Source organism: Metamycoplasma auris (assembly GCF_003253435.1).
Classification (GTDB): Bacteria; Bacillota_I; Bacilli_A; order Mycoplasmatales; family Metamycoplasmataceae; genus Metamycoplasma; species Metamycoplasma auris.
In genome coordinates, this window is sequence record NZ_QKUB01000002.1 from 75,976 (window position 1) to 101,626 (window position 25,651).

The window sequence follows — 25,651 nt, forward strand, 5'->3', positions numbered from 1 at the left end:
TCGCATTGACACAGCATAATAATATTAATTAAATGTTTTTTCTTTGTTTTAAATTTGAAAGTAAGTAAGCTGTAATCCCGAAATCATTAGAGAAAAAAATATAGTTAAGAATTATTAATTTGTCTTTGCATATTGAAAGGAAAATATGTCAAGATTTTTAGGATCAATTTTTAAAAAATCAAGAAGATATGGTACATCTCTTTTAGAAAACAATAAAGAATTTACTAAAGGCAAAAAGAGAACAACCGCTCCAGGACAACATGGTGCAAAAAGAACTAAACCATCTGACTATCAACTACACATGTATGAAAAACAAAAAGTTAGATTCATGTATGGTTTAAATGAAAGACAATTCAAAAACTTATTCAACGTTGCTGCAAGAAAAAGTGGTGTTACAGGTACAAACCTTCTACAACTTGTTGAATCAAGATTAGACAACTTAATTTTCAGAGGTGGATTTGCTCGCACAAGAGCACAAGCTAGACAATTTGTAAATCATAATCACGTAACTGTTGATGGTCATAAAGCAAATATTCCATCAATGATTATTAAAACTGGTTCTGTAATTGAAATTAAACCTTCATTACAAAATAACGACGAATTAAAGGCAGCATTGGAAGTAATGCAAACTTCACCTTGATTGACACGTGAAAACTTTAAAGTAACATACACAAGATTGCCTGAAAGAAATGAATTCGCAAAAGAAATTGATGAATCATTAATTGTTGAATACTACAATAGACGTTAAAATAAAAGCAATGATATCAATAATCAAGATACCATTGCTTTTTTAGACTTTTTTATTTCACATTAAATAATCAATAATAAAAAATAAAACCACAAGACACTGCACTTCTCGACATGGCTGCTATAATTTCTATCCTGACCAGATTACAAGGTTGCTGTTCTTATGGCAATATTATTATATAATAAATTTCAATCATTTTATTCATTAGACAAATAAAAAAATATGCAAATTAGATTGCATATTTATTTGTTTTTATTGAAATTTATTTTTGTTTATTTAAATCATAGAATTCTTCAATACCAAATGAAACAGTTTTATCATTTCTTAGATCATAAATAATATTAGGATTTAAGTATCCATTTTTAATTTCATAATCAGTGATGCTTAATTTATCTTTATATAATCCAATTTCATTAAGTTTCATTGATTTCTTATCGCTACCTTTTATCTCTTCACCTGTTTTTGGATCCACTTTATTTACAATAGCATTACTTGTTCCGCTCGAATGAACACCAATATTACCTATTTGAGTATAAACCTTTTTACTTTCATCATAATATCTATTAACTCTATTTTCATCAAGAGCTTGTCTTTGAGAAGTTAAGAAGTAATTTGGTGATAGATATTTGGATCTATTTGAATACAAATTAACATGTGCATGCGACATTCATCCACCATTGGTTGCTTCAGTTCCTAAATATCCAATAATTTGTCCTTTTTTAACTGACTTTGGATTTTTAGGAGTAACTCCTTCGGCAACAGTTATTACTCTTTTGCCACTAGTATTGTCTTGTTTAGATGTAATACCTATTATTTCATTATTCAATGTCTTTTGGGCATCTAAATGTAAGAATGACATATAAATGTATTTATCATTATTAGTTAAATATAATTCTTTTTCTTTAGGACTTCAATCAATTAGATTATTAACCGAAATTCTTACTACTACAACAGTTCCGACTCCAGTTCATGCTGTTGCAACTTTTAAATCATAAGCAGCAACAATATCACCATCATAGGGCATTAAAACAGCTTGATGATCTGGTGCTAAATAATCCTCCCCAAAGTGTAAGAATAATGGTGTTTTAATACTATCATTACCATAGAAACCTCTAGAAATACCATATCCACCTGAAAAAATATGTGATTTATATGCAGTAAAGAAGTCTTTTTTAATACTTGCTAGATTAGTTGTTGTAATTCTATCTGTAGCAAAGTTAGGAGCTACTATATTTTGCTTTGTGAATTCTGATTCATATAGTAATGCATCTTTTTTAGATCCTAATGTTTTTTCAATTGTAATTGGATCTTTTTTACCTTTTAAATAAACATTTAGTTTAACTTTTGATTTTCTAAATCCATTTGCTTTTAAATCAACAATCTCAATCTTTTCAATATCCTTATTTTGTGATTTAACAATTAAATTACTCTTATCAAATGATTCGTGATTTGTATTTATTTCACTATAAAAAATAGTATTAACTTTAACTGATTCAGTCAATCTTAATTTACTTAAGAATTCATTATTAAACTTAAATTTAAGATTAAACGTTACTCCAGCCTCTGGAGTTTTTAGTGTTTTACCGTCCTTTTTATCATCACTAATAACTCCAACTCTAACTTTCAAAATGCCTTTATCTGATGCTAAGCTTTTATCCTTTAAATCAACATCAAATGCAGTCATTTTTAATTGAACTTTTTTATCTTTAACCTTATCTTTCAATTTGTCAAATGCTTCACTCTTAACTTCAAAAATTTTGCTTAATTGTTCAGTATTTAATTGACCAATTCCTCATTTATTAATAATACCTTGGATTTCTTGTTTATTAATTTCATCCTTTAGTGTAACTTTAAAATCAGTTTCTTTTAACTTCTTGATTTCTGAATAAGTTTCAAATACTTCTTTGTTTTTATCGGCATTCTTATCTTTAACATTAGGAATTCTAAATTTAATAGATTGACTAATAAACATTCCCTTTATATATTCAGCTTTATCATGATTTGTTAAATATAATTTAACAACAACTGGAACTAGTACATCAAAATAATTTCCTGGATCATAAAAGACATTATTATAGTCAATATGAAAATTCAATCTACTTAAAAATTCATCACTTAAATTGAATTCTTTTTGAATGATTGACTTAAATTTGTCTTTATCAAATTCCATGTATTTAACCATGAAATTATTTTTCATCATATTATCAAAGGTTACATTTTTAGCTTCAGCACCATCTTTGAAAATAACCAAATCATCATGATTAGTATTATTGAAATACTCATTGATTTCATTTAACATGTGAATTTGATTGTATTTTTCATATCTTGATAATTCATTTTTATTCGCAGCAAAATCAACATTCAAAAAGACTTCTGAAGACTTTTTATTTTCCTTAGTCTTGTCAGTATTATTGCTATTTGAATCAGCAGTTGGTTTTGTTGTCTTGCATGCGATAACCAATGAAATAGGCGAAACCGCTAGTAAACTAGCTGATGTAAGCAACAAAGTTTTTTTTAAGTTTATATGTTTCTTATACATTTTATCCTTCATATTTATCTACAAAATTTATGTAATTATGAAACTGAGATAATTCCCCCTGTTTTGATTTTAATTGCAACTGTCGCAAGTGCAATATCAATTGGTATTAGCACACTAAAAACAATAACAACAAGAAGCTTAGCTCATTGCATCATATAACTTTTAATTTGATTTATTCTTTGATTTTTTTCTAGTTTAAAATATGCAATACTTTTTATAATAAGTTCAATCATTGGAAAAGCTAAATGAAATGAGAAAAAATCAAAAAATGAAGAGATTAAAATAACCATTCCAACAACTACTAATTGAACTAAATGAATTTGAAAATGATTGCTTGAATAAGTTGCTGTATTAATCATTCCAGCAAATGGAAATAAAACCATTAGCAGTGTAATAAAGAAACCTTCTTTAAGAATGAATTTACCAAAACCTAAATTAGAATTATTTTCAAATATTGATAAAAAGTTTAATTTTTGAAGTTCATTTTTGTTTGTATTTTTATTATTTACAATTTTATACATCCAAAAGAACATATAGAAAAATATCAAACCTAATAATCCTCCCAATAATTGGCCACCAATTAAATAAGGTATTCCCTTATATACTGGACTTCCAATTCATCCTTTCTTAAGCGGTGTTTGACCTGATGCTCCATAACCTAACAAAAAGGAATTGAATAATACAATCATTGGATTACCCATAATATGAACTGGATTACGAGAACCAATTGTACTAAGTCCAATTGGTACAAAGATTGAAAGAAAAGTAGCTAGCACAAAACCTACAGTCAAAAAGATTTTACTTTCATTTTTCTTTAAAATTATTGCAATTAGTCTTCAACTTAAAACAAAAAAGACTAATAGAAATACTGAAATTATTTCAAAAGAAAATACTGTTGCATTAAATTGTAAATCTAGTACCTTCTTTGGAGTATTAACTAATGCTTGCATTATTATTCTGCTTTCAATTATTTTCTCTATTATTTTGGTTTCAATTTTACTATTGAGAAATAAAGTGAATAAATTTAATAATTACTAAAAACAAATTCATAATTAGCAATCATTTAAGGTTTATTCTTTTATATTTTACTCTTATATAAAAATCCATATACATTTATTAAACATCATAGAGAATTTAAGGTTCTTATTTTAGCTTTTATACGCTTAATATAATTGAAATAAAGTTTCAACTCAAATGATTTATTTAACGCAACAACACTAAAATTTTTATAAATATAACTATTAACGATAATAAAAAATAATATTAAAATTATATATAGAATGTTTTTAAATAAAAGACCTTTATTTAAAGTTAAATTTCAAAAAAATAATAAGTATAAAAGAGGTTAATATGAAAGTTATTGTATTAGGTACAAACCATGCTGGTACAACAACTGTTAGAACACTTAAACGACTAGATCCTAGCTGTGAAGTCACAACATATGATAAGAATGATGCAATTTCATTTTTAGGTTGTGGGATTGCTTTGTGAGTTAAGGGTGAAGTAAAAGACTCTAACATGTTATTCTATGCATCACCTGAGATTCTTAGATCTGAAGGCATAAATGTCTTTATGAATCATGAAGTTCTTTCAATTGATGAAAAAGAAAAAACTGTTTTGGTTAAAGACCTAAAAACTGGGAATATTAAAAAGGATAACTATGACAAATTGGTTATGGCAACAGGTACTTGACCAATTATCCCACCAATTCCCGGGATTGATTTAGAAGGCGTACAAATCGTAAAAAACTATCACCATGCAAAAACTATTTTGGAACATAATTTAAATAAAAATTATAAAAAAATAGCAATTGTTGGAGCTGGATACATCGGTGTTGAATTAGTTGAAGCATTTAATGAATATGGTAAAGATGTGACCTTAATTGATGTTGCTAACCGTATCATGCCACTTTATTATGACAAAGAATTTACTGATTTAATGGAAGAAAAAATGATTAAAGCTGGCATTAAGTTAGAACTAAATTCTAGGGTCATAGAATTTAGAGGACAAAATGGTAAGGTTACACAAGTAATTACTGATAAAGGTGCCATTGATGTTGACTATGTAATCTTTTCAGTTGGTGTTAGACCACAATCAAAGATTGTTGAAAATATTTGTGAATTAGATGCAACTAAGGCAATTGTTACAAACGATTATATGCAAACTACAAATCCAAATATTTATGCTGTCGGAGATTGTGCACAAGTATATAACAAGGCAACTGGTCGACGTGCTCCAATCCAATTAGCTACAACCGCAGTTAGAACAGGAATTACTGCAGCAACTAATATCATCAAAGGCAATATTCTTAAATCACCAGGTTACACAGGTGCTAACGGAATTTCTGTATTTGGTTTAAATATGGCTAGCGTTGGAATTAGCGTTGAAGCAGCTGCAAGATTCGGAATTGATGTTGAATCAATTAATTTTAAAGATTTAGATCGTCCAGAATTTATGTCAACAGCAAATGAAGTTTCATTTAAAGTTGTATGAGATAAAAAAACAAGAAAAATTCTTGGAGCACAAGTTGCTAGCGAAAAAAATCACACTGAAACAATGTACATGATGGCATTAGCAATTCAAAGGGATTTAACGATTGATGAATTGCCTTTAGTAGATATTTTCTTCCTTCCTCACTTTAATAAACCATTTAACTTTATTTGTTTAGCTGGACTTGAAGTTTTAGGATTAAATTACTTCAAAAAAGAGGATAAAAAATAATCATGATTAATTTATTAATTTCAAAGCATAACAATCCTGCTATGAATTTAGCAATTGAAGAATATTTAACATATCACTACAAAACAAAAGATCCTATTGTTTTCTTTTGACAAAATGCTAATACAATCGTTGTTGGAAGAAATCAAAATGCCTTTGCTGAAATCAATCTTGCTGAAGCACAAAAAGATAACGTTAGAGTAATTAAAAGAAATACTGGTGGAGGAACTGTTTATCAAGATTTAGGTAATGTTTGTTATTCACTAATCGTTGATAATTCAGTTGATGAAGTTGATTATCAAAAAGCTCTTCAACCAATTATTACTTATTTAAATGAAAATGGAATTAATGCAGCGTTTTCTGGAAGAAATGATATGTCAATTGATGGCTATAAAGTTTCAGGAAATGCACAACTAAAGACTAATGAAAAAACATTAATTCATGGAACACTATTATTTGATGTTGACTTATCTAAAATAATTAAATATTTAGTTGTTGATCCTGAAAAATTAAAACATCAACAAATTAAATCAAAACCAGCTAAGGTAAGGAATATTAAAGAATTTTTTAAAGATATTAATAAGGAAATTGATTTAAAAACCTTTATTAATGACGTTGTCAATTCATATATCAAAAACGAAAAAATCAATTGAATTGAATTTAATGATAAAGAAATACAATCAATTGAAAATCAAAAGATAAATAAATATGACCAATGAGATTGAACATTTGGGAAGAATACAAAATTTTCAATGGTTAAAAAAGAATATCTTGAAGGCAAGGGTTTTATTAATATCAATCTAGATGTTGTTGAAGGTAAAATTACTGCAATTAAAATTTATGGGGATTTCTTGGGAACACAGGGAACTGAGAAATTAGAAGAAAAATTAATCAATTCTAAATTTGAAAAAGAAGAAATAACAAAAATACTAAATCAATTTGATTTGGAAGCAATATTTGCTAAAAACTTTAATGTAGATGACTTTTTAAATCTATTATTTAAGTAAGTAAAATAAGAAAGGAGTTTAAATTGAAATATTTAGGAAAATTTAATCCAGTAAAAGATGAAAAAGTTAGCATATTGGATAAAGATGGTAAAGTTATCAATCCTAAACTAATGCCAAACTTATCTGACGAAGAGATTATTGAAGCATACAAAATGATGAATCTTTCACGTAGACAAGATATTTATCAAAATACAATGCAACGTCAAGGAAGACTTCTATCATTTCTTTCCTCAACAGGTCAAGAAGCTTGTGAGGTTGCATATATCAATGCTTTAAATAAAAAAACTGATCATTTTGCTAGTGGATATCGAAATAGTGCTGCATGACTAGCAATGGGACAACCACCAAGAAATATCATGCTTTATTGAGTTGGAAATGAAATGGGAGCTAAAGCACCAGACGGTATTAATTGCTTACCTCCTAACATTGTAATTGGTTCACAATATTCTCAAGCTACAGGAATAGCTTTTGCTGAAAAACATAAAAAAACAGGTGGTGTTGCACTAACTACAACTGGTGATGGTGGAACAAGTGAAGGTGAAACATACGAAGCTATGAATTTTGCAAAAGTTCATGAACTTCCTTGCATCTTTGTTGTTGAAAATAACAAATGAGCAATTTCTACTTCATTAAATGAACAAACAAAATCATTGAATTTTGCAATCAAGGCACTTGCTACTGGAATGCCTTCAATTAAGGTTGATGGTAACGATTATTTAGCATGTATTGCTGTTTTTAAAGAAGTGGTTGAATATGCTAGAAGCGGTAACGGACCAGTTTTAGTTGAATGTGACACATATAGATTAGGAGCCCATTCATCTTCAGATAATCCTGACGCATATAGACCAAAGGGTGAATTTGAAGAAATGAAATTATATGATCCTCTTATAAGACTTAAGAATTTCTTAATTGATAAAAAAATCTGATCTGAAGAATTACAAACTAAACTAGATGCAGAACAAGATGAATTTATAGCTTCTGAATTTGCTTGAGTTGAAAAGAACAAGGATTATGGACTAGAAGATATTTTTAAATATCAATATGATAAACTGGATTTATTCTTAGAAGAACAATACAAAGAAGCTAAAGAGTTTTTTGATAAAAATCCAGATGCTAAAGGAGGACACCATTAATGGCTATTATTAATAATATTAAAGCAGTCACTGATGCATTAGATTTGGCAATGAGTCGTGACAATAATGTTATTGTCTTTGGAGAAGATGTTGGAACTGAAGGTGGTGTATTTAGAGCAACACAAGGTCTGCAAGCAAAATATGGCAATGAACGTTGCTTTAATGCTCCAATTAGTGAAGCAATGTTTGCAGGTGTTGGACTTGGAATGGCAATGAATGGTCTAAAACCTGTTGTTGAATTACAATTTGAAGGATTAGGATTAGCTTCACTTCAAAATATTATTACTAATGTTTCAAGAATAAGAAACCGTTCCCGTGGTAAATATAGTGCACCAATGGTAATTAGAACACCAATGGGCGGTGGAATTAGAGCATTAGAACACCACAGTGAAGCACTTGAATCAATCTTTGCTCATATTCCAGGAATTCAAGTTGTTTGCCCTTCAACACCATATGATACAAAAGGTTTATTATTGGCAGCGATTGAATCTCCAGATCCAGTTATTGTCTTAGAACCTACAAAACTATATCGGGCATTCAAACAAGAAGTTCCTGATGACTTCTATACAATTCCAATTGGTGAAGCATATAAGATTCAAGAAGGTAATGATTTAACTGTTGTTACATATGGAGCACAAACTGTTGATTGTCAAAAAGCAATTACAATGCTTAAAGAAAGTCATCCAAATGCAACAATTGAATTAATCGATTTACGTTCAATCAAACCATGAGATAAGAAAATGGTAATTGAATCTGTTAAGAAAACAGGAAGACTTCTAGTTGTTCATGAAGCTGTTAAATCATTTTCTGTTTCTGCTGAAATTATTGCAACTGTTAACGAAGAATGTTTTGAATACCTAAGAGCCCCATTATCAAGATGCACTGGATATGATGTCATAATTCCTTATGACAGAGGTGAAGGATATTTCCAAATTAGTCCAAAAAAAGTATTAACTAAAATGCAAGAAGTTTTAGATTTTAAATTCTAATATCAATAATATAAGGAGATATATAAATTATGTTTCAAGTAAAATTTGCTGATATTGGTGAAGGGTTAACTGAAGGGATTGTTGCTGAAGTCTTAGTTAAGGTGGGAGACACTGTTAAAGAAGGTCAACCTTTATACTTTGTCGAAACTGATAAAGTAAATAGCGAAATCCCTTCACCAACTTCTGGAAAAATCGCATTAATTAATATAAAACCTGGACAAGAAATTAAAGTTGGAGATATTGTTATCGAAATAGATAATGGAACTTCTAATGCTGCTAGCACAGCACAAGAGTCACCAAAAAAAGAAGAAGTACAAATGAAACCAATTGAAGAAAATGCAAGTGTTGTTGGTGCAACACCTGTCTCAAATGAAGTTATTGAAAGAACAATTACAAAAACAGTGCAATCAAATACTCAAATCAAAGCAACACCATTAGCAAGAAAAGTTGCAGCTGACCTAAAAATTGATTTACTTTCATTAGTCGGAAGTGGACCAAATGGAAGAATTTTAGTAGCAGATGTTAAAAATGCAAATGCTACTCAATTACCTCAAGCAAAAGAAGAAGTTACATCCTCACAACCACAAACACCTGCAACAGCCACACCAATGCCAAAAGTAGTTGAACCATCAGCTCCTCTTTCATGAGAAGTTGTAAATATGAATGGTATTAGAAAAGCAACTGTAAAAGCGATGACAAAATCACACACTGAAATTGCTTCATTTACAGGAATGAAAAACATTGATATTACAGAAACTCATAAATTAAGATCCGAATTAAAAGATCACGCTGCTGCAATGGGAATTAAATTAACATACTTGGCATTCATTATTAAAGCAGCTGCTAAAAGTTTACGCGATTTCCCAAATATCAATGTTAGAGGAGATTTCGAAAATAATAAAATTCTTTTTGTTAATAACATTAATATTGGAATTGCAGTTGACACACCAAATGGACTTATGGTTCCTGTTATCAAAGGTGCTGACCAATTGAGTATTTTTGAAATCGCAAATAAGATTACTGACCTTGCCAAAAAAGCTAGAGATGGCAAACTTAGCAGAAATGAGATGACAGAAGCAACATTCACAGTATCAAACTTTGGATCTGTTGGATTAGATTATGCAACACCAATCATTAATTCTCCAGAATCTGCAATTCTAGGTGTTGGTACAATGACACAAACTCCAATGTATATAAATGATGAAATTCAAAAAAGATTCATTATGCCATTTTCAATGACTTGTGATCATAGAATCATTGATGGTGCAGATGCTGGTAGATTCCTTATGAAAATCCAAGAATATCTATCCAAACCAATATTGTTATTTTTATAAAAAATAAGAAAGAAGGAAACAAATTATGTTTAAAGTAAAATTCGCAGATATTGGTGAAGGATTGACCGAAGGAGTTGTCGCTGAAGTTTTAGTTAAAGTTGGTGATGTTGTTAAAGAGGGTCAGCCATTATATTTTGTTGAAACTGACAAAGTAAATAGCGAAATTCCATCACCTACAGCTGGAAAAATTGTAGTCATTAACATAAAAACAGGTCAAGAAATTAAAGTTGGTGATGTTGTAATTGAAATTGATGATGGAAAAGACTCACCAGCAGCAACTACTATGTCAGCACCAAAAGAAGAAACCAAAGCTGAAGAAAATGCAAGCGTTGTAGGTTCTACTCCTGTTTCAAATGATGTACTTCCAAGTAGAGCTCCAATTAGTAAACCAAATACACCTCAAGTTGATTTAAAAATTGAAGGTAGTTTTGATGTTGCAGTAATTGGAGCTGGAATTGGTGGATATGTTTCAGCAATCAAATCAGCACAACTTGGTCTAAAAACATTAATCATTGAAAAAGAATATTATGGTGGTGTTTGCTTAAATGTTGGATGTATCCCTACTAAATCACTTCTAAAAACAAGTCATGTTTACCATGATATTATGCACAAAGCAAAAGAACTTGGAATCTCTATAAAAAATACCGAGGAAATTGTAATTGATTGAGACCAAGCATTAAAAAGAAAAAATGGCATTGTTAAGAAATTAACGGGTGGTGTTAAATATCTATTAGATAAAAATAAAATAACTCAAATTAATGGGGTTGCACATGCAATAGATAAAAATACAATATCTGTCAATGATAAAAATTACCATGTCGATAATTTAATTATTGCAACAGGTTCAATTCCAAATCAATTACCACTTCCTGGTTTTGATGAAGGAAGAAAGAATGGAATTGTTCTTGATTCAACAGGAATTCTATCAATTCCTAAGGTTCCTGAAAGTCTTGTTGTAATCGGTGGAGGTGTAATTGGGGTAGAATTTGGATGCTTATTTGCAAGTTTAGGAACACAAGTTACAATCCTTCAAGCCTCATCATCAATTCTAGAAATGCTTGATCAAGAAGTTATTGATTTAGTAACCAAGGAACTAAAAAGTACTTACAAAATTAACATTATTACAAATGCCTCTGTTAAATCACTAAAAGGTAATGAAATTACTTACGAATTAGATGGTTCTACTCAAACTATCAAAGGTGAATTTATTTTAGAATCAATCGGACGTAAAACTACATTTGCAGGATTTGAAAATTTAGGCTTAGAAGTTACTCCAAGAAATGCTATTGTTGTTAATAAATATCACGAAACTAATCTAGATTCAGTCTATGCAATTGGTGATGTTACTGGTAAAGCAATGTTAGCTCATTCTGCAGTGAAAGCTGGTGTTGTTGCTGCAAATAGAATTGCTAAAAAAACTAATAAGGAACATGCTGAAGATATTACTATGGATTTCGATAGAGTTCCTTCATGTATCTATATTGACCCTGAAATTGCAATGATTGGAAAAACTGAGCAACAATTAAAGAAAGATAATATTGAATATAAAGCATTTAAATTCCCATTTTCAGCCATTGGTAAAGCTTTAGCTGATGATTCACCAACAGGTTTTGTTAAAGTTATTGTTGAACCTAAATATAAATCAATTTTAGGTGCACACATTGTCGGAAATCGAGCAACTGATTTAATTGCAGAAATTGCTGCCGTGATTGAATCTGAAGGTACTATTACAGAAATTGCAAATACAATTCATCCACACCCAACTATGAGTGAAGCTATTGGAGAAGTTGCTGAAGCATTAGAAACTGGAAAACCAATTCACTTCTAATTGAATTAATTTCATAAAAAATCAAACAAACTAGAAAAGAGTTACAAATGTTTACAATTGAAGAAATAAAAGAAAAATTAGTTACAAATTCAATTAAAAAACGCATTGTTCTACCTGAAGGTGAAGCAGAAATCATTCAAGAAGTAGCAAAGACTTTGATTGATCAAAAATTAGGACTTCCAGTTTTAATCTTTAAAAATAGCGCTGATATTCCAAATCATTTAAGAACCTATAAAGATATTGAATTAATTGCTTTAGATCAATTTGATACAACTGAATTTGAATCTAAATTTGTTGAAATAAGAAAAGGCAAAGCCACAGCTGAACAAGCTGCAACATTGCTTAAACTTCCTAATTATTTAGGTTGTATGATTGTGAAAACTAAGCAAGCTGACTGTATGCTTTCTGGTCTAAATAACACAACTGCTGATACAATTCGTCCAGCACTACAAATTATTGGTACAAAACCTCAATATAGTATTGCAAGTTCTGCATTTATTATGGCTAAAGGAAATGAAAGATATATTTTTACAGACTGTGCTTTGAATATCAAACCTACTTCTGAACAATTAGCTGATATTACTAATATGGCAGCTGAGTTTGCGCAAATTATGAATTTCAAGGATATTGAAGCTACATTGTTAAGTTATTCAACAAATGGATCTGGAAAAGGTGAAGATGTTGATCGAGTTAAAAAAGCAGTTGAAATTCTAAAAGAAAAAAATACTTCTTATAAGTTTGAAGGCGAAATCCAGTTTGACGCGGCATTTGATAAGTTAGTTAGAGATAAAAAGTTTAAAAATAACTCTCTAACAAAGCAAACCCCTGATATCTTTGTATTCCCAGAAATTCACTCAGGTAATATTGGTTATAAAATTGCCCAACGTATGGGTGGATATGAGGCAATCGGGCCATTTGTTTTAGGTTTGAATCAACCAGTTAATGATTTAAGCCGTGGTGCTACATTTATTGATGTCTTAAACACTGCAATCATTACTTTATTTCTATCATAGGAAAAATTCATTTAAAATTTCTCCTAAAAATTTATACAAATATAATAGATTTATTTATTAAATTAATTTTGTATAAATCACTAAAAAAATAGAAATCTTTTGCAATGGATTTCTATTTTTTAAAATGTCAAAAAAACAACAAGATTATTTATTAGTCAATTAAATTCAATACAATTAAAAAAATTTAACTAAAAACAATAATACCAAATATATATCTTAAACAAGTATTGGAATTTTAGATTTTTTATATTTGTTTTAAGCTCTTAATTTACAAAAAAATTCGAAAGTAAGTAAAAAAACTATATCCTTAACATTCAAAAATTTCTAGTTATTTATTTGCTCTAAAGTCAATTACTGCCCTACCTAATAATTCACCTTTTTCTAATTTTTCAAATACTTCGCTAACTTCTTCTAATTTAACTGTCTGACTAACTTTAGAAACTATTCCTTTAACGCCTAAAGCTAAAGCTTCTTTTGTATCTTGTCTAGTGCCAACAACGGATCCTAATATATGATGTTCACCAGATATAGTTCCTAAAATCGGTAATGGAAACTCAATATTACCTTTTTCATCTTTTGGTGGTACTCCAACTAAAACTTGTTTTCCTGCCCTACGTAAAATATACATTCCTAAATATGCTGAAGAAGTAGACACTGAAGTATTTATAACTGCGTGCACACCACCATTGGTAAGTTCTTTTATTTTTTCAACAATTAATGGATCATTAGCATTAAAGACACCGTCTGCTCCTTCACTTTTTGCTGATTCTAATTTCTTAGAATCAATATCAATTGCAATAATATTTAACCCCATTAATTTAGCATACGATATTGCAAAATGACCTAGTCCACCAATTCCAATAATTGCAACATAGTCATTTATCTTTAATTTTGCTTGTTTAAGTGCCTTATAACTAGTTACACCTCCACATAATATTGGTGCACCCGCTAATACATCTAAATTGTTAGGAATAGGTAAAACATAATCCTCATGTCCAATTGTATATTCAGCAAAAGTCCCTGGCTTAACAAGTGAAGTAACAATTTTTGAAGGGCATAAAATTTCTTTACCACTAACACAATATTCACAGTGACCACATGCACTATACATATATCCAATTCCAACTCGATCACCAACTTTGATTTTAGTACACATAGGGCCAACTTTTGTTACAATGCCAATACCTTCATGACCTGGAATCATTGGATATATTGGTTGTCTTGGTCAATCAAAGTTTGCAATGTGCAAATCAGTGTGGCACACTCCACTAGTTTCTAACTTAACTAAGACTTCATTATTAACTGGCTCAGGAATATCGATATACTCAATACCATATTTTTTAGGTGCTCTAACAACAAAAGCTTTCATCTTACTCATAATCAAATAACCTCAATAATATTTATTAATCTACTAATAAAAATATTAATAGTTTCTTTCATTACTTTTACAAAGATTAAAAAATTTCATTCTTCATATAGTTTTCTTTTTTATTTTTGTTTACTATAGTAGATTTTTTGCATTCATAAAAGATTAAATGTTGATGAGACCTATTCAATTTTTAAAAGAAAAAACTGCAGCTTTGGCTACAGTTTTAAATTTTTGTTTACATAAAAGTTATTTTTTTATTTTCTAAAGTCAATAACTGCTCTACCAATGAAGTCACCACTTTGAAGTTTTTCAAAAATTTCAGCAACTTCTTCTAACTTAACAACTTTGGTTACTTCTGATTTTACAAGTCCTCTAGCTGCATAATCTAAAGCTTCTTGTAAATCCTTACGTGTTCCAACAATTGATCCTGCTAATTCACGTTCTAATAAGACTGTTCAGAATACAGAAACGCCGAATTCATCCTTACCTAATTTGTCTTTAGCTGGAAGTCCAACTAATACTTGACGACCACCACGACGCAACATTTCCATACCTTGTTGTGCAGCAGCTGTTGCAACTGATGTATTAACTACACCTTGTACTCCTCCACCAGTAACTTTAATTACTTCTTCAACAACATTTACTTTTTTACTATTAAATGCAAATTCAGCACCTGATTTAAGTGCCAATTCTACTTTTTCATCACTTAAATCAATTCCAATTGGTCTATATCCCATAGCTTTTGCATATTGAATTGCCATTTGTCCAAGTCCGCCAACACCAATTACAGCAACAAATTCACCTGGTTTTAGTTTGGCTTGTTTAACTGCTTTGTAGGTTGTAACTCCAGCACATACAACAGGTGCTCCAGTCACAATATCTAGTCCTTTAGGAACAATTCCAACAAAATCTTCATGTCCAATTGCATATTCTGCATATGATCCATCTTTAGTATATGCTGACATATTTTGATTTGGACACAATGTTTCTCTTCCAGTTAGACAATATTCACAGTGACCACATGCATCATGCAATCATGCTAAACAAACTCGATCACCAACTTTTAGATGTGTACATCCTGGTCCTAATTTTTCAACAATCCCAATTCCTTCATGCCCTGGAATTAATGGGTATTTAGGTTCTACTAATCAATCATAGTTTGCAGCATGTAAGTCAGTGTGACAAATACCACTAGTTTCCATTTTGATTAGGACTTCTTTTTCCTTAGGCTCAGGAATATCCACCAATTCAACACTTCATTTACGTGGTTCACGAACCACGAAAGCCTTCATCTTAGCCATTTTTTTTCCTTCTTTTTATAATTTATTTAAATTATTTACTAATTGCAATTTTCGTATACTAATACTCTTTAATTATAATCATATTTAGTGCATAAACATCTTTTTTTAGAACTACTAATTTTAAAGATTAATCTAACTCATTTAATCATTCAAATTTATTAAAATGTTTTGCAAAAAAAACAATAAACTAAGGATAATAAATATAATTATAGTAATATTGCTAAAGGCACTAAATATGGAGATATTATGAACAAAAAAAATACAATTTACTTATTCTCATATGGAACTATTCAAGATGAATTATTTTATAAAAACTTATTATCTGAAAATGTAGTTAGACGTCCTGCAATCCTAAATGGATATGCAAAATGTATCGATGATTCGGAATACTTTTTATTAAAAAAAGACATTGCGCACCAAGTTGAAGGAACTCTTTTTGAAATTACTGAAGAGGAATTATTTATGATTGATCGTTGAGAGATGTTTCCTCAATACCAAAGATTTCAAGCTAACATTATTGCAACTGATACAAATGAAATTATCGAAGATGTTTATGTATACACAAGACTTGAATATGGTAAATACTATTTAGCTCCTAAAGAAATGCAATTTTCAAAATCACCAAATGAAAATGAACAAAATTTAAGAGCATTTATTGCACTAGAAAAAGAAAGTGCGGATTTTCCTTTACTTGATAATGCAATTTTATTTGAAGTTTCAGATGAAGAACTTGAAAAATTAAATGTTTTAACACATCCATATTTAGCATTAATTTTAGATGATCAAATTAATAAAAATTATTTAGTTGAGCCATATTCAATCTTTGCATTAAAAATCAAAAATAAAAACTATGCACTACTAATTTCATTTGGAAGAAAAAATAATTTGAATAGTATTTTTTACTTTCAAGCATTTGAAGGTAAAATCAATGGTGTTGAAGTACAAAGAACACTTAAACCGCTTTATGAGTTCAATCTTGATTTTTTAGCAGATAGAAAGCCACTTAAATATATCAGTCTAAGAAGAGATCTAAATGAAAATCAACCTAAATTTGGTGAATATGAAAATAAGGCATATGAGATTGTACTAAAAGATTTTGATATCGATCCATTTAAGAGACTTGATTTAATTATTAGAACTCTAGAAGAAAATATTGAATAATTTAACTAGCTTATGATTAAGAAGGAATTAATAAAAAATATCTCCCAAAAGCCTGGCGTGTATTTTTGAAAAGATTGCAATAATAAGATTATTTATATTGGCAAGGCCAAAAACTTAAAGTCAAGAATGACACAATATTTTGATTTGAACATGCAAAACTCGTTCAAAACTGAAAAAATGCGTCAAGAAATTTCTGATTTTGAAACTTATGTTTTTGAAACAGAAGTTGAAGCTTTAATTTTTGAAAGAAGTTCAATTCTTAAATATAAGCCTAAATTTAATGTTGCCATCCCCACACAGGCAACTTTTCCTTATATTTATATTAAAAAACAAAAAACCAATCTTAAAATTGATTTAACAAATAAATATGAAAGAAAAAATGATACTTTATTCTATGGACCTTTAGTTAAAGGTAATCAATATCTACCTCTTATTAAATACCTTAAACATTTATTAGTATCAAAAGATGGCCAACTTCAAAATAAAATGAATTCTGAAGAAATTGAACTAGCATTTAATAAGGCAAAAAAAATATTGAAATTTGGTAAAGAATTCAAATCCAAACTAATTGAAGAGCGAAATATTGCTTCAGAAAATGAAGATTACTATCTAGCTAAACAATATCAAAATATCTATGATCTCATTTATGCCAAAGATAGTCAACAAAACTTAGTACTTAAAACAAAAAGGGACATTGATGTTTTTGGTTTTTTTGAAACCAATAATATGGTTTCAATTTCAATATTACATTTTCGTTCTTCGATATTGCTAAATAAGACTGATTTAATTCTAAATATTAATACAACTCTTAAAGACTTTATAAGTAATTTTCTTGAAGAATACTATGCTAAAAATCAGATTCCTGATTACATATTATTATCTAACTTTTATTATGATTTGTTTATTGATGAAGGTTTAAAAACACATTTTCTTTTAAGTTCCAATTTCTTTTATAAGAAACTTCTTTTAATTGCCTATGAAAATGCAAAAAATGACATTGAAAATAAAATAAAAAGATTTGAAAAAGAAAATAAAAATGATTCAGTCATTTCTTACCTAAGCAATCTTTTAAATACCAAAATGAATTATTTTGCAGTTTTTGATAATTCATTTGTATCAAATACCAAAGAAGTAGTTGGTGCCTCTTTTGTTTATTCTAATGGAAATATTGACTCCTCTAAAAAAAGGGCATATATTCTTAATAAGCAAATAAATGGGCGCTCAGACTTTGATTATATGTATCAAAATGTTGATTTATTTTTAAATAGTAATAAATCTAAGATTGATCTTATATTCGTTGATGGTGGGATTATTCAAATTAAGGCAGCAAAAAAAGCAATGGATAAAAATAATATTGACATTCCAATATTTGGTTTAAGAAAAAATGAGACTCATACTTTCGAATCATTAATTAATGAAGAAGACCAAGAAATTAAAATTGATAATCAAGATGCAATCAACTACTTAATAAAGATTGATAATGAAATTGATGCACATGCCAAAAAATGATACAACAAAAGACACAAGAAAAATATGTTAGAAAGTCCCCTTCAAAAAATTAAAGGGATTGGTAAAAAAACTGAATATCTTTTGTTAGAAAGATTTAAAACATATGACGCTATATATAATGCAAAAATCGAAGAACTAGAAGAAATTATTCCTAAAAATGTTGCAATCAATATTAAGGAAGCATCTAAAACTCTAAAGTAAAATATTTTTTAAAAAAATTGCATCAAAAAATAATTAATATTATAAAATAATATGTGTGACGGTCGTGTAGCTCAGGGGATAGAGTACGTGCCTTCTAAGCATGTGGTCGCAGGTTCGAATCCTGCTACGATCGCCATTTTTTTTATTCTTTTTTTTAAAAAACAAATTTAAAATTGGTTTATAATTTTAACGTTATTAGCGAGTGTAGTTTAATGGTAGAACTTTAGCCTTCCAAGCTAACTACGTGGGTTCGATTCCCATCACTTGCACCATTGCGGATGTAGTTCAATGGTAGAACATCAGGTTGCCAATCTGAATACGAGGGTCCGATTCCCTTCATCCGCACCATATGAAGAAAACTTGGTAAATCCAGGTTTTTTTATTTCTTAAATAAAGACATAAAAAAATGATCTTAATTTACTGCTTAAAAATCTAAGATAACCTTTAATAATTATTTTATTTTCTTTTTAGTTTTTATAAATACTACAACTCTTATAATTACTGCAGCAAGTGATTACAGCGAAACAAATAATGAACTTATAGTCTACAAAATAATAAACTCAACTATAATTTAGAATGAGTTATATTTATAAATAAATATTAATGCATTTTTGAAAGGAAGAATGACATGGCAAAAGTTTTAGTATTATATTCTTCACCTCTTAATAATATGAAATCAATCTCAACCTTAGCAGCAAAGAAATTCATTGAAGAATATAAAAATATCAATCAAAATGATGAAATTATTGAATTTGATTTAAATAATCTTGAAATGGCTCAGTCTGGAATGAATTCAAATAACTTTGGTAATTTCTTTAATGAAGATTTATCAAATAAATACATTGAACTTCTAAAAGAAGTAAATAAGGTAGTTATCTCATCTCCAATGATTAATTTCAATGTTCCAACTGTCCTAAAAACATTCATTGACAGGATTGCAGTTGCAAATAAAACATTTTCATACAAATACTCAAAAAAAAGGTGCTTCAATCGGACTATTATCAAACCTTAAGGTTCAAATTATTGCAACTCAAGGTGCCCCATATGGATGATATTTATGAGCAAATCATATTTCATATTTAGAAGGAATTTGAGATTTCTTAGGAGCAGAAGTAGCTAAAAGCATTAGAATTGATGGCACAAAAGTTGAACCATATGTAAGTATGGATCCAAATGATGTAATCAAAGACAAAGAAAATGAAATTAAAGAAGCAGCTATTAATTTCTAATTAGATTTACTAAGAATCTAAACATAGGTTTATCCTATGTTTTTTATTTGATTTTGTTTTACTTTTTTGAATAAAAAATAAATAACAATAGTTTAACAAAATTCATTTTCAGAAACTTTTTTTATTTTCGAATTAATGAATAAACGTTTTTTATATAATAAAAAACCATATTTTGTTATAATTGCATTTGCAATATAAAAATTGCCAAAAAGTGGAAGAATTTTTAATTCGTTACATACCACAATTATCGAAAGGATTTTAATATAATGGCAAAAGAAATCGTAAAAAAGGCCAAACTACAATTTATCGCCGGTCAAGCTAAACCAGGTCCTGCTCTTGCTGGTGTTGGAATTAATATGCCTGAATTTACAAAGGCATTTAATGACAAAACAAGAGAAAGAGGTCAAGAACCAGTTCCTGTATTAATTACAGTTTACAAAGATAAATCATTTGATTTTAAACTATTTACCTCCCCTACATCATACAAATTAATTGAAGCATCAAAGGCTAAAAAAGGAAGTGGAGTTCCAAACAAAGAAAAAGTTGGATCAATTACTCTTGATCAATTAAAAGAGATTGCAACCTATAAAATGCCAGATATGAATGCAAATACACTTGAAGCTGCAATGCATCAAGTAGCTGGAACAGCTAGAAATATGGGTATTACTATTGAAGGTTATGATGAATGATTGAAAGGTGGTGCTAACTAATGGCTAAAAGAGTTACAAAAAATGCTAAGGTTCTAAAAACATTAGTTAATAAAAAAGATGTTTACTCATTAGTTGATGCAATTAACTTAGCTAAAAAAGCATCATTTGCAAAATTTGATGAATCAATGGATATTGCAATCAAATTGAATCTAGATACAAGAAAATCTGACCAACAATTAAGAGGTGCAGTTGTTCTACCAAATGGAACTGGAAAAACTGTTAAGGTTTTAGTTGCAACAGATGAAGTTAGTGCACAAAAAGCAGCGCTAGAAGCAGGAGCTGATTTAATTTATTCAGCAGCAGAATTACCAGAAGTTCTAAATCAAGATAAATATGACTTTGATGTAATTGTTGCCGACCCTAAAATGATGTTAGTTTTAGGTAAATATGGAAAGAAACTTGGACCAAAAGGTTTAATGCCTAACCCAAAAACTGGAACAGTTACAACAAACCCTGCTAAGGCAGTTGAAGAACTTAAAAAAGGTAAGGCTAATTACCGTGCAGATAAGGGTGGAATTATTCATGCTTCAATTGGTAAGAAATCAATGAGTACTGAAGCATTAGCTCAAAACGCGGAAACATTAATTCACACCATTAAAAGATTAAAACCACAAACAGTTAAGGGTACATATGTACTAAACATTGTTGTCTCAACATCAATGGGAGCTGCAGTTAAAGTTAAAATTGATTAATTAAAATAAAAAATGGGCTCATTTATTGATTCCATTTTTTATTTTTTTTAAAAACTAAGTTTATATTATTGAGATATTTTTTTGCCTATTTTTATATAAAAAGATTCATCTAAAAAATAAATACTTAAGATAAAAAAATACTAAAAATGTAATTAAAAATTAACTATTTTTTAATCATTAAACAATAGGATATAATTTATAAATAGTTATAAAGCATGCAATTACTTTTTATTTAAACGATTAACTTAAGGAGTTAGATTAAAAATGTCTAAAATTAAAAAAATATATGCATATGAAGTTCTAGATAGTAGAGGAAATCCTACAATAAAAGTTGAACTACATACAAAAAAAGCTTTTGCTGAAGCATTAGTTCCTTCTGGCGCATCAACAGGGTCTAAGGAAGCGCTTGAATTAAGAGATAAAAACACTCAATATGAAAATAATTGATTTGGTGGCAAAGGTGTTCAAACAGCTTGTGATAATGTAAATAATAAGATTCAAAAATTACTAGTTGGTATGGAAGTTAGTCAACAAGAAATTATTGATTCTAAAATGATTGAATTAGATGGAACTGAAACTAAATCAAATCTTGGTGCAAATGCGATTTTAGCAGTCTCATTAGCTTGTGCAAAAGCAGCTGCAATTGAAGCAAAAAAACCTCTATATGAATATTTAGCAAAACTTGGAAAAAATAGTAACAATATGTTTTCATTGCCAGTTCCAATGTTAAATGTCATTAATGGTGGAGAACACGCATCTAATACAATTGATTTTCAGGAATTTATGATTATGCCATTAGGTGCTAAAACCTTTAAAGAAGCAATGCAAATGGCAAACAAGGTATTCCACACATTAGCTAAATTACTAAAAAAAGCAGGTCATGGTACGCAAGTTGGTGATGAAGGTGGATTTGCTCCTAATCTACATACTCATGAGGAAGCACTTGACTTTTTAGTAAAAGCAATTAAGGAAGCTAAATTTAATCCAGCAACAAGTGGAGAAAATGCAATTGCAATATGTTTAGATGCAGCAAGTTCAGAACTATATAATTCAGACACTAAGACATATATCTTTAAAAAATTCAAACAAGCTATTCTTGAAAAAAGAGAAGGTTTTGGCAAATATGCTAAAAATAAATATGAATTTAATTCGAATGAATTAGTTAAATACTATGGAAAATTAATTAAGAAATATCCAATCATTTCAATTGAAGACTCACATCATGAAGATGATTGAGATGGGTTCATTAAAATGAAAGAACAATATGGCAATATTGTGCAATTAGTTGGTGATGATTTAATTGTTACAAATCCAAAATACATCCAAATGGCAATCGATAAAAATGCAATCAATGCATCCCTAATAAAAATTAATCAAATTGGATCATTGACAGAAACAATCAAAGCAATAAAGATGTCACAGAAAGCTGGTTATATTCCTGTTATTTCACACCGTTCAGGTGAAACAGAAGATACATTTATAGCTGATCTAGCAGTGGCTTTTAGTACTAATGAAATTAAGACTGGTTCTATGTCTAGAACAGATAGAATTGCTAAATATAATAGACTTTTAAAAATTGAGGATGAACTAAAGAATAAGGGTAGCTATCTAGGCGAAAAGATATTTTCAAATCTAAAATAATCTTCTTAAATTAAATATAGCAAATCATTTAGATTTATAAGACTAATTTTATAATCTTAAATAAGTGTTTAATCATTAGAATTCTTATAATGTTAGACACTTATTTTTATAATTTTGTTTTTCTTATTTTATATGCTTTTTAATTTGCTTTTCATTTTCTTTATTTTGTTTAAATTTTCATTAAATTAATGCTTAAAATTCATTGCAAAAATATTGTAGTGATTTGGTATTTATCCTTTAAATATCTTGTAAAATTGTAATAATTATGAACAATATATTAGAAGAAGAATTTAATACTTTTATTGATGAAATTTCTCAAATAAGAAAAGAAGACCCTCTAAAAGCAATTTATTTATTAGATGAAGCAAAAAAACAATTTCCTATTTCTGCAATGCAAAATGAAATTGAATCTTTTAGAAATATAATCCTAAGTCAGATTAAGAGAACTAATCTTAAAACTAACACTTCATTGGAGACTATTAAGTTAATTAATTCATTGAAAAATAAAAAAATGGACTATGTTTTTATGCTTAATTACAATGAGTTAAAGAATCGTGATATTAGTAATTACTTATCTGAATTTCAATACTTCTTTGAAGGTGATGGTTTTGATAACAGTGGTTTTCAGACACTAATTTATGACTTATTACAATCCAAGAATGTTAACTATGATTATCAGATTAAGAATGATATCATTAATCCTTCAAAGGATGGTTCCTTTTTAAAGAATGAAGCAATTGCTAAATTAGAAAAAGAGATTATTGAACTCTTTAAATCAGATATATCTAAGACCAAAATTGCAAGACAGGTTTTTGGTGCATATTTATTTCAAAATTGAGTCAATATTTTAAAGAATCGAACCCAAAATGATTACGAGATTATTAGCAATGTAACTAAGGTTTTATTCAATGAAAAAGATGCTTCTGAACTTAATGAATCAGAGCAAACCTTATACAAATTATTAGCTAAATAAATGCTATAATATTTACATATTTTTTATTCAAGGAGAAGAAAAAAATGTCTAAGAAATTCAACAGTGATAAGACTGAATTAATAATTGACTATACATTAGAAGGGACTGAGTGAGAAGCAGCCCTAGATAAGACAAAAAAGAAACTTGCAAATGAAGTTACAGTTCCTGGTTTTAGAAAAGGTAAAGCACCATTATTTGAAGCTCTAAAACACATTAGTTTAATGAAGATCTTTGATAAAACTATTTCTGATAACATTGACAAAATTTATAAAGATCACATTATCACTCAAATTGATGAAAAAGATATTTTGGCTGATAATTTTAGACCTAAATTCGATGTAACCGATTTAAATTTAGAAAAGGCTGTATTTGAATTTGTTTTTCCTTTATTTCCAACAATTAAACTAGGCGATTACAAACATCTTAAAACTAAGTTAGATAGTTTAGAACTAAGTGATCAAGAAATAGAAGAACAAAAAAGAAAAACACTTGAAAACTATGTTGTGATGTTAGACTCAGAAGAACCAATCAAACTAAATGATAGTGTTAACTTTGATTTTGTAGGATTTGTTGATGGCGAAAAATTTGATGGTGGTGAGGCAGAAAAATTTGATTTAGTTATTGGTTCAAATCAATTCATTCCTGGTTTTGAAGAACAAATGATAGGTCTTAAAAAAGGTGAAACAAAAGACCTAAATCTAAAATTCCCAGAAAATTACCATGCTAAAAATCTAGCTGGCAAAGATGTAATTTTTAAAGTAACAATTCACACAATTAAGAGTCCAAACTACCCAGAAGTTAATGAACAATTTTTAAAAGAAGTAAAAGTTAATCCTCTAGTTAATGATCTTGAAAGTTTTAATGAGTATATTAAGAATAATGCTCTAAAGGAAAAACTTAACGCGAATAGTCAAAAATTTATCAATGATGCAATTAACGAAGTTATTGAACAATCAGAAGTAAAAATGTCAGACATAATCATCAACGAAACAGCTCAATCGTACTACCAAGGTTTTATTGCACAAATTAAAAAACAAGGTATAACTGAAAAAGACTACATTGAATTTGCAAAAACATCAAAAGATGAAATTTTAGACTTATACAAAGACGAAGCTAAAAAGAATCTAATCAAGTCATATGTATACGGAAAAATTGTCGATGAAGAAAAATTACATGCATCAAGTGATGAATACGAAGCAAGAATAACAAATCTATCAGAACTTTATGGTTTAAAACCAGAACAAATTAAATCATTTGTTACATTTGAGGCTTTTGAGCAAGAACAATTAGCAGCTAAAATCTTTGCTAAATTAGCTGAAATTAATGACCCTGAAGCTTTAGTTAAATATGATGAAGCAAAACAATTAACTTCTGACTATGATAATAAGATCCAAAGTGCTTTAGTTGCACAAGTAAAATCAATGTCACAAGAAAAATCTAAAGAAGAAGAAAACAAAGAACAACCCTTAGAAGAAGTTAAAGAATAAAATAAAACTAATTAAAAACTTGAATAAAAAAAATAGACTTTCTAGTTGCTTATAAGAAAGTCTATTTTT

At 28.7% G+C, this 25,651-nt stretch carries 21 protein-coding genes and 3 tRNA genes; 20 read left to right on the forward strand and 4 right to left on the reverse strand.

Annotation, left to right across the window (positions count from 1 at the left end):
* Window positions 1–145 precede the first annotated feature (145 nt).
* Complete coding sequence (gene rpsD / locus BCF89_RS01230) at window positions 146–748, forward strand: 30S ribosomal protein S4 (RefSeq protein ID WP_111518266.1); 603 nt, start codon at window positions 146–148, stop codon at window positions 746–748.
* 262 nt (window positions 749–1,010) lie between these two features.
* On the opposite strand, the gene BCF89_RS07750 is transcribed toward rpsD, so the two are convergent.
* Together BCF89_RS07750 and BCF89_RS07755 are read right to left on the reverse strand one after the other, a co-directional pair.
* The gene (locus BCF89_RS07750) at window positions 1,011–3,299 is read right to left on the reverse strand and encodes an MSC_0775 family lipoprotein (RefSeq protein ID WP_277870040.1); all 2,289 of its coding nucleotides are present in this window, start codon (window positions 3,297–3,299) and stop codon (window positions 1,011–1,013) included.
* Between the two features lie 23 nt (window positions 3,300–3,322).
* Window positions 3,323–4,237, reverse strand: a complete 915-nt coding sequence (locus tag BCF89_RS07755; protein ID WP_111518270.1) for an MAG4940 family membrane protein — start codon at window positions 4,235–4,237, stop codon at window positions 3,323–3,325.
* A gap of 400 nt (window positions 4,238–4,637) precedes the next feature.
* Here BCF89_RS07755 and BCF89_RS01245 point away from each other — a divergent pair, with 400 nt between their 5' ends.
* Genes BCF89_RS01245 through pta form a run of 7 tightly spaced genes read left to right on the forward strand, consistent with a single transcriptional unit; the run spans window position 4,638 to window position 13,309 of the window.
* Window positions 4,638–6,008, forward strand: coding sequence for an FAD-dependent oxidoreductase (locus tag BCF89_RS01245; RefSeq protein WP_111518271.1), 1,371 nt, complete (start codon window positions 4,638–4,640; stop codon window positions 6,006–6,008).
* Window positions 6,009–6,010: 2 nt separating this feature from the next.
* Window positions 6,011–7,012 carry a lipoate--protein ligase gene (gene lplA / locus BCF89_RS07760; RefSeq protein WP_111518273.1) on the forward strand — a complete coding sequence of 334 codons (1,002 nt, stop codon included), beginning with the start codon at window positions 6,011–6,013 and terminating at the stop codon, window positions 7,010–7,012.
* Between the two features lie 23 nt (window positions 7,013–7,035).
* Window positions 7,036–8,145 (forward strand): pyruvate dehydrogenase (acetyl-transferring) E1 component subunit alpha, encoded by a 1,110-nt coding sequence (gene pdhA, locus BCF89_RS01255; protein WP_111518275.1) that lies wholly within the window; start codon window positions 7,036–7,038, stop codon window positions 8,143–8,145.
* Window positions 8,145–9,134, forward strand: a complete 990-nt coding sequence (locus tag BCF89_RS01260; protein WP_111518277.1) for an alpha-ketoacid dehydrogenase subunit beta — start codon at window positions 8,145–8,147, stop codon at window positions 9,132–9,134. The genes pdhA and BCF89_RS01260 overlap by 1 nt, the downstream gene beginning before the upstream one ends.
* A gap of 29 nt (window positions 9,135–9,163) precedes the next feature.
* Window positions 9,164–10,468 (forward strand): dihydrolipoamide acetyltransferase family protein, encoded by a 1,305-nt coding sequence (locus tag BCF89_RS07765; protein WP_111518279.1) that lies wholly within the window; start codon window positions 9,164–9,166, stop codon window positions 10,466–10,468.
* Between the two features lie 25 nt (window positions 10,469–10,493).
* Window positions 10,494–12,296, forward strand: a complete 1,803-nt coding sequence (lpdA, locus tag BCF89_RS01270) for a dihydrolipoyl dehydrogenase (protein WP_111518281.1) — start codon at window positions 10,494–10,496, stop codon at window positions 12,294–12,296.
* A 47-nt stretch (window positions 12,297–12,343) separates the two neighbouring features.
* On the forward strand, window positions 12,344–13,309 hold the full coding sequence (gene pta, locus BCF89_RS01275; RefSeq protein ID WP_111518283.1) for a phosphate acetyltransferase: 966 nt from the start codon (window positions 12,344–12,346) through the stop codon (window positions 13,307–13,309).
* A gap of 328 nt (window positions 13,310–13,637) precedes the next feature.
* Here pta and BCF89_RS07770 read toward each other — a convergent pair whose 3' ends face one another.
* Together BCF89_RS07770 and BCF89_RS07775 are read right to left on the reverse strand one after the other, a co-directional pair.
* A complete protein-coding gene (locus tag BCF89_RS07770; protein ID WP_170108352.1) occupies window positions 13,638–14,678 on the reverse strand; it encodes an alcohol dehydrogenase catalytic domain-containing protein in 1,041 nt (346 codons plus the stop codon).
* 254 nt (window positions 14,679–14,932) lie between these two features.
* Window positions 14,933–15,970, reverse strand: coding sequence for an alcohol dehydrogenase catalytic domain-containing protein (locus tag BCF89_RS07775; protein WP_111518324.1), 1,038 nt, complete (start codon window positions 15,968–15,970; stop codon window positions 14,933–14,935).
* Between the two features lie 255 nt (window positions 15,971–16,225).
* On the opposite strand from BCF89_RS07775, the gene BCF89_RS01290 reads away from it, so the two are divergent.
* The 12 genes from BCF89_RS01290 to tig all read left to right on the forward strand — a co-directional run bounded on the left by BCF89_RS01290 (window position 16,226) and on the right by tig (window position 25,582).
* Window positions 16,226–17,140 carry a gamma-glutamylcyclotransferase family protein gene (locus BCF89_RS01290; RefSeq protein ID WP_111518287.1) on the forward strand — a complete coding sequence of 305 codons (915 nt, stop codon included), beginning with the start codon at window positions 16,226–16,228 and terminating at the stop codon, window positions 17,138–17,140.
* A 12-nt stretch (window positions 17,141–17,152) separates the two neighbouring features.
* Window positions 17,153–18,850: a GIY-YIG nuclease family protein gene (locus BCF89_RS01295; RefSeq protein WP_111518289.1), complete on the forward strand. Its 1,698-nt coding sequence runs from the start codon at window positions 17,153–17,155 to the stop codon at window positions 18,848–18,850.
* A 60-nt stretch (window positions 18,851–18,910) separates the two neighbouring features.
* Window positions 18,911–18,986 (forward strand) — tRNA-Arg (locus BCF89_RS01300).
* Window positions 18,987–19,048: 62 nt separating this feature from the next.
* A tRNA-Gly gene (locus tag BCF89_RS01305) sits at window positions 19,049–19,122 on the forward strand.
* Between the two features lie 2 nt (window positions 19,123–19,124).
* Window positions 19,125–19,198, forward strand: a tRNA-Gly gene (locus tag BCF89_RS01310).
* Window positions 19,199–19,478: 280 nt separating this feature from the next.
* Window positions 19,479–19,862: an FMN-dependent NADH-azoreductase gene (locus BCF89_RS04780; RefSeq protein WP_241856420.1), complete on the forward strand. Its 384-nt coding sequence runs from the start codon at window positions 19,479–19,481 to the stop codon at window positions 19,860–19,862.
* A complete protein-coding gene (locus BCF89_RS07780; protein WP_277870042.1) occupies window positions 19,792–20,079 on the forward strand; it encodes an NADPH-dependent FMN reductase family protein in 288 nt (95 codons plus the stop codon). The genes BCF89_RS04780 and BCF89_RS07780 overlap by 71 nt, the downstream gene beginning before the upstream one ends.
* Before the next feature lie 266 nt (window positions 20,080–20,345).
* Window positions 20,346–20,789 carry a 50S ribosomal protein L11 gene (gene rplK, locus BCF89_RS01320; protein WP_111518291.1) on the forward strand — a complete coding sequence of 148 codons (444 nt, stop codon included), beginning with the start codon at window positions 20,346–20,348 and terminating at the stop codon, window positions 20,787–20,789.
* Window positions 20,789–21,481 (forward strand): 50S ribosomal protein L1, encoded by a 693-nt coding sequence (rplA, locus tag BCF89_RS01325; RefSeq protein WP_111518292.1) that lies wholly within the window; start codon window positions 20,789–20,791, stop codon window positions 21,479–21,481. Before rplK ends, rplA begins: the two co-directional genes overlap by 1 nt.
* Before the next feature lie 264 nt (window positions 21,482–21,745).
* Window positions 21,746–23,122 (forward strand): phosphopyruvate hydratase, encoded by a 1,377-nt coding sequence (eno, locus tag BCF89_RS01330; protein WP_111518293.1) that lies wholly within the window; start codon window positions 21,746–21,748, stop codon window positions 23,120–23,122.
* A gap of 265 nt (window positions 23,123–23,387) precedes the next feature.
* Complete coding sequence (locus tag BCF89_RS01335; protein ID WP_111518294.1) at window positions 23,388–24,095, forward strand: hypothetical protein; 708 nt, start codon at window positions 23,388–23,390, stop codon at window positions 24,093–24,095.
* A 44-nt stretch (window positions 24,096–24,139) separates the two neighbouring features.
* On the forward strand, window positions 24,140–25,582 hold the full coding sequence (gene tig / locus BCF89_RS01340; RefSeq protein WP_111518295.1) for a trigger factor: 1,443 nt from the start codon (window positions 24,140–24,142) through the stop codon (window positions 25,580–25,582).
* Window positions 25,583–25,651: the final 69 nt, after the last annotated feature.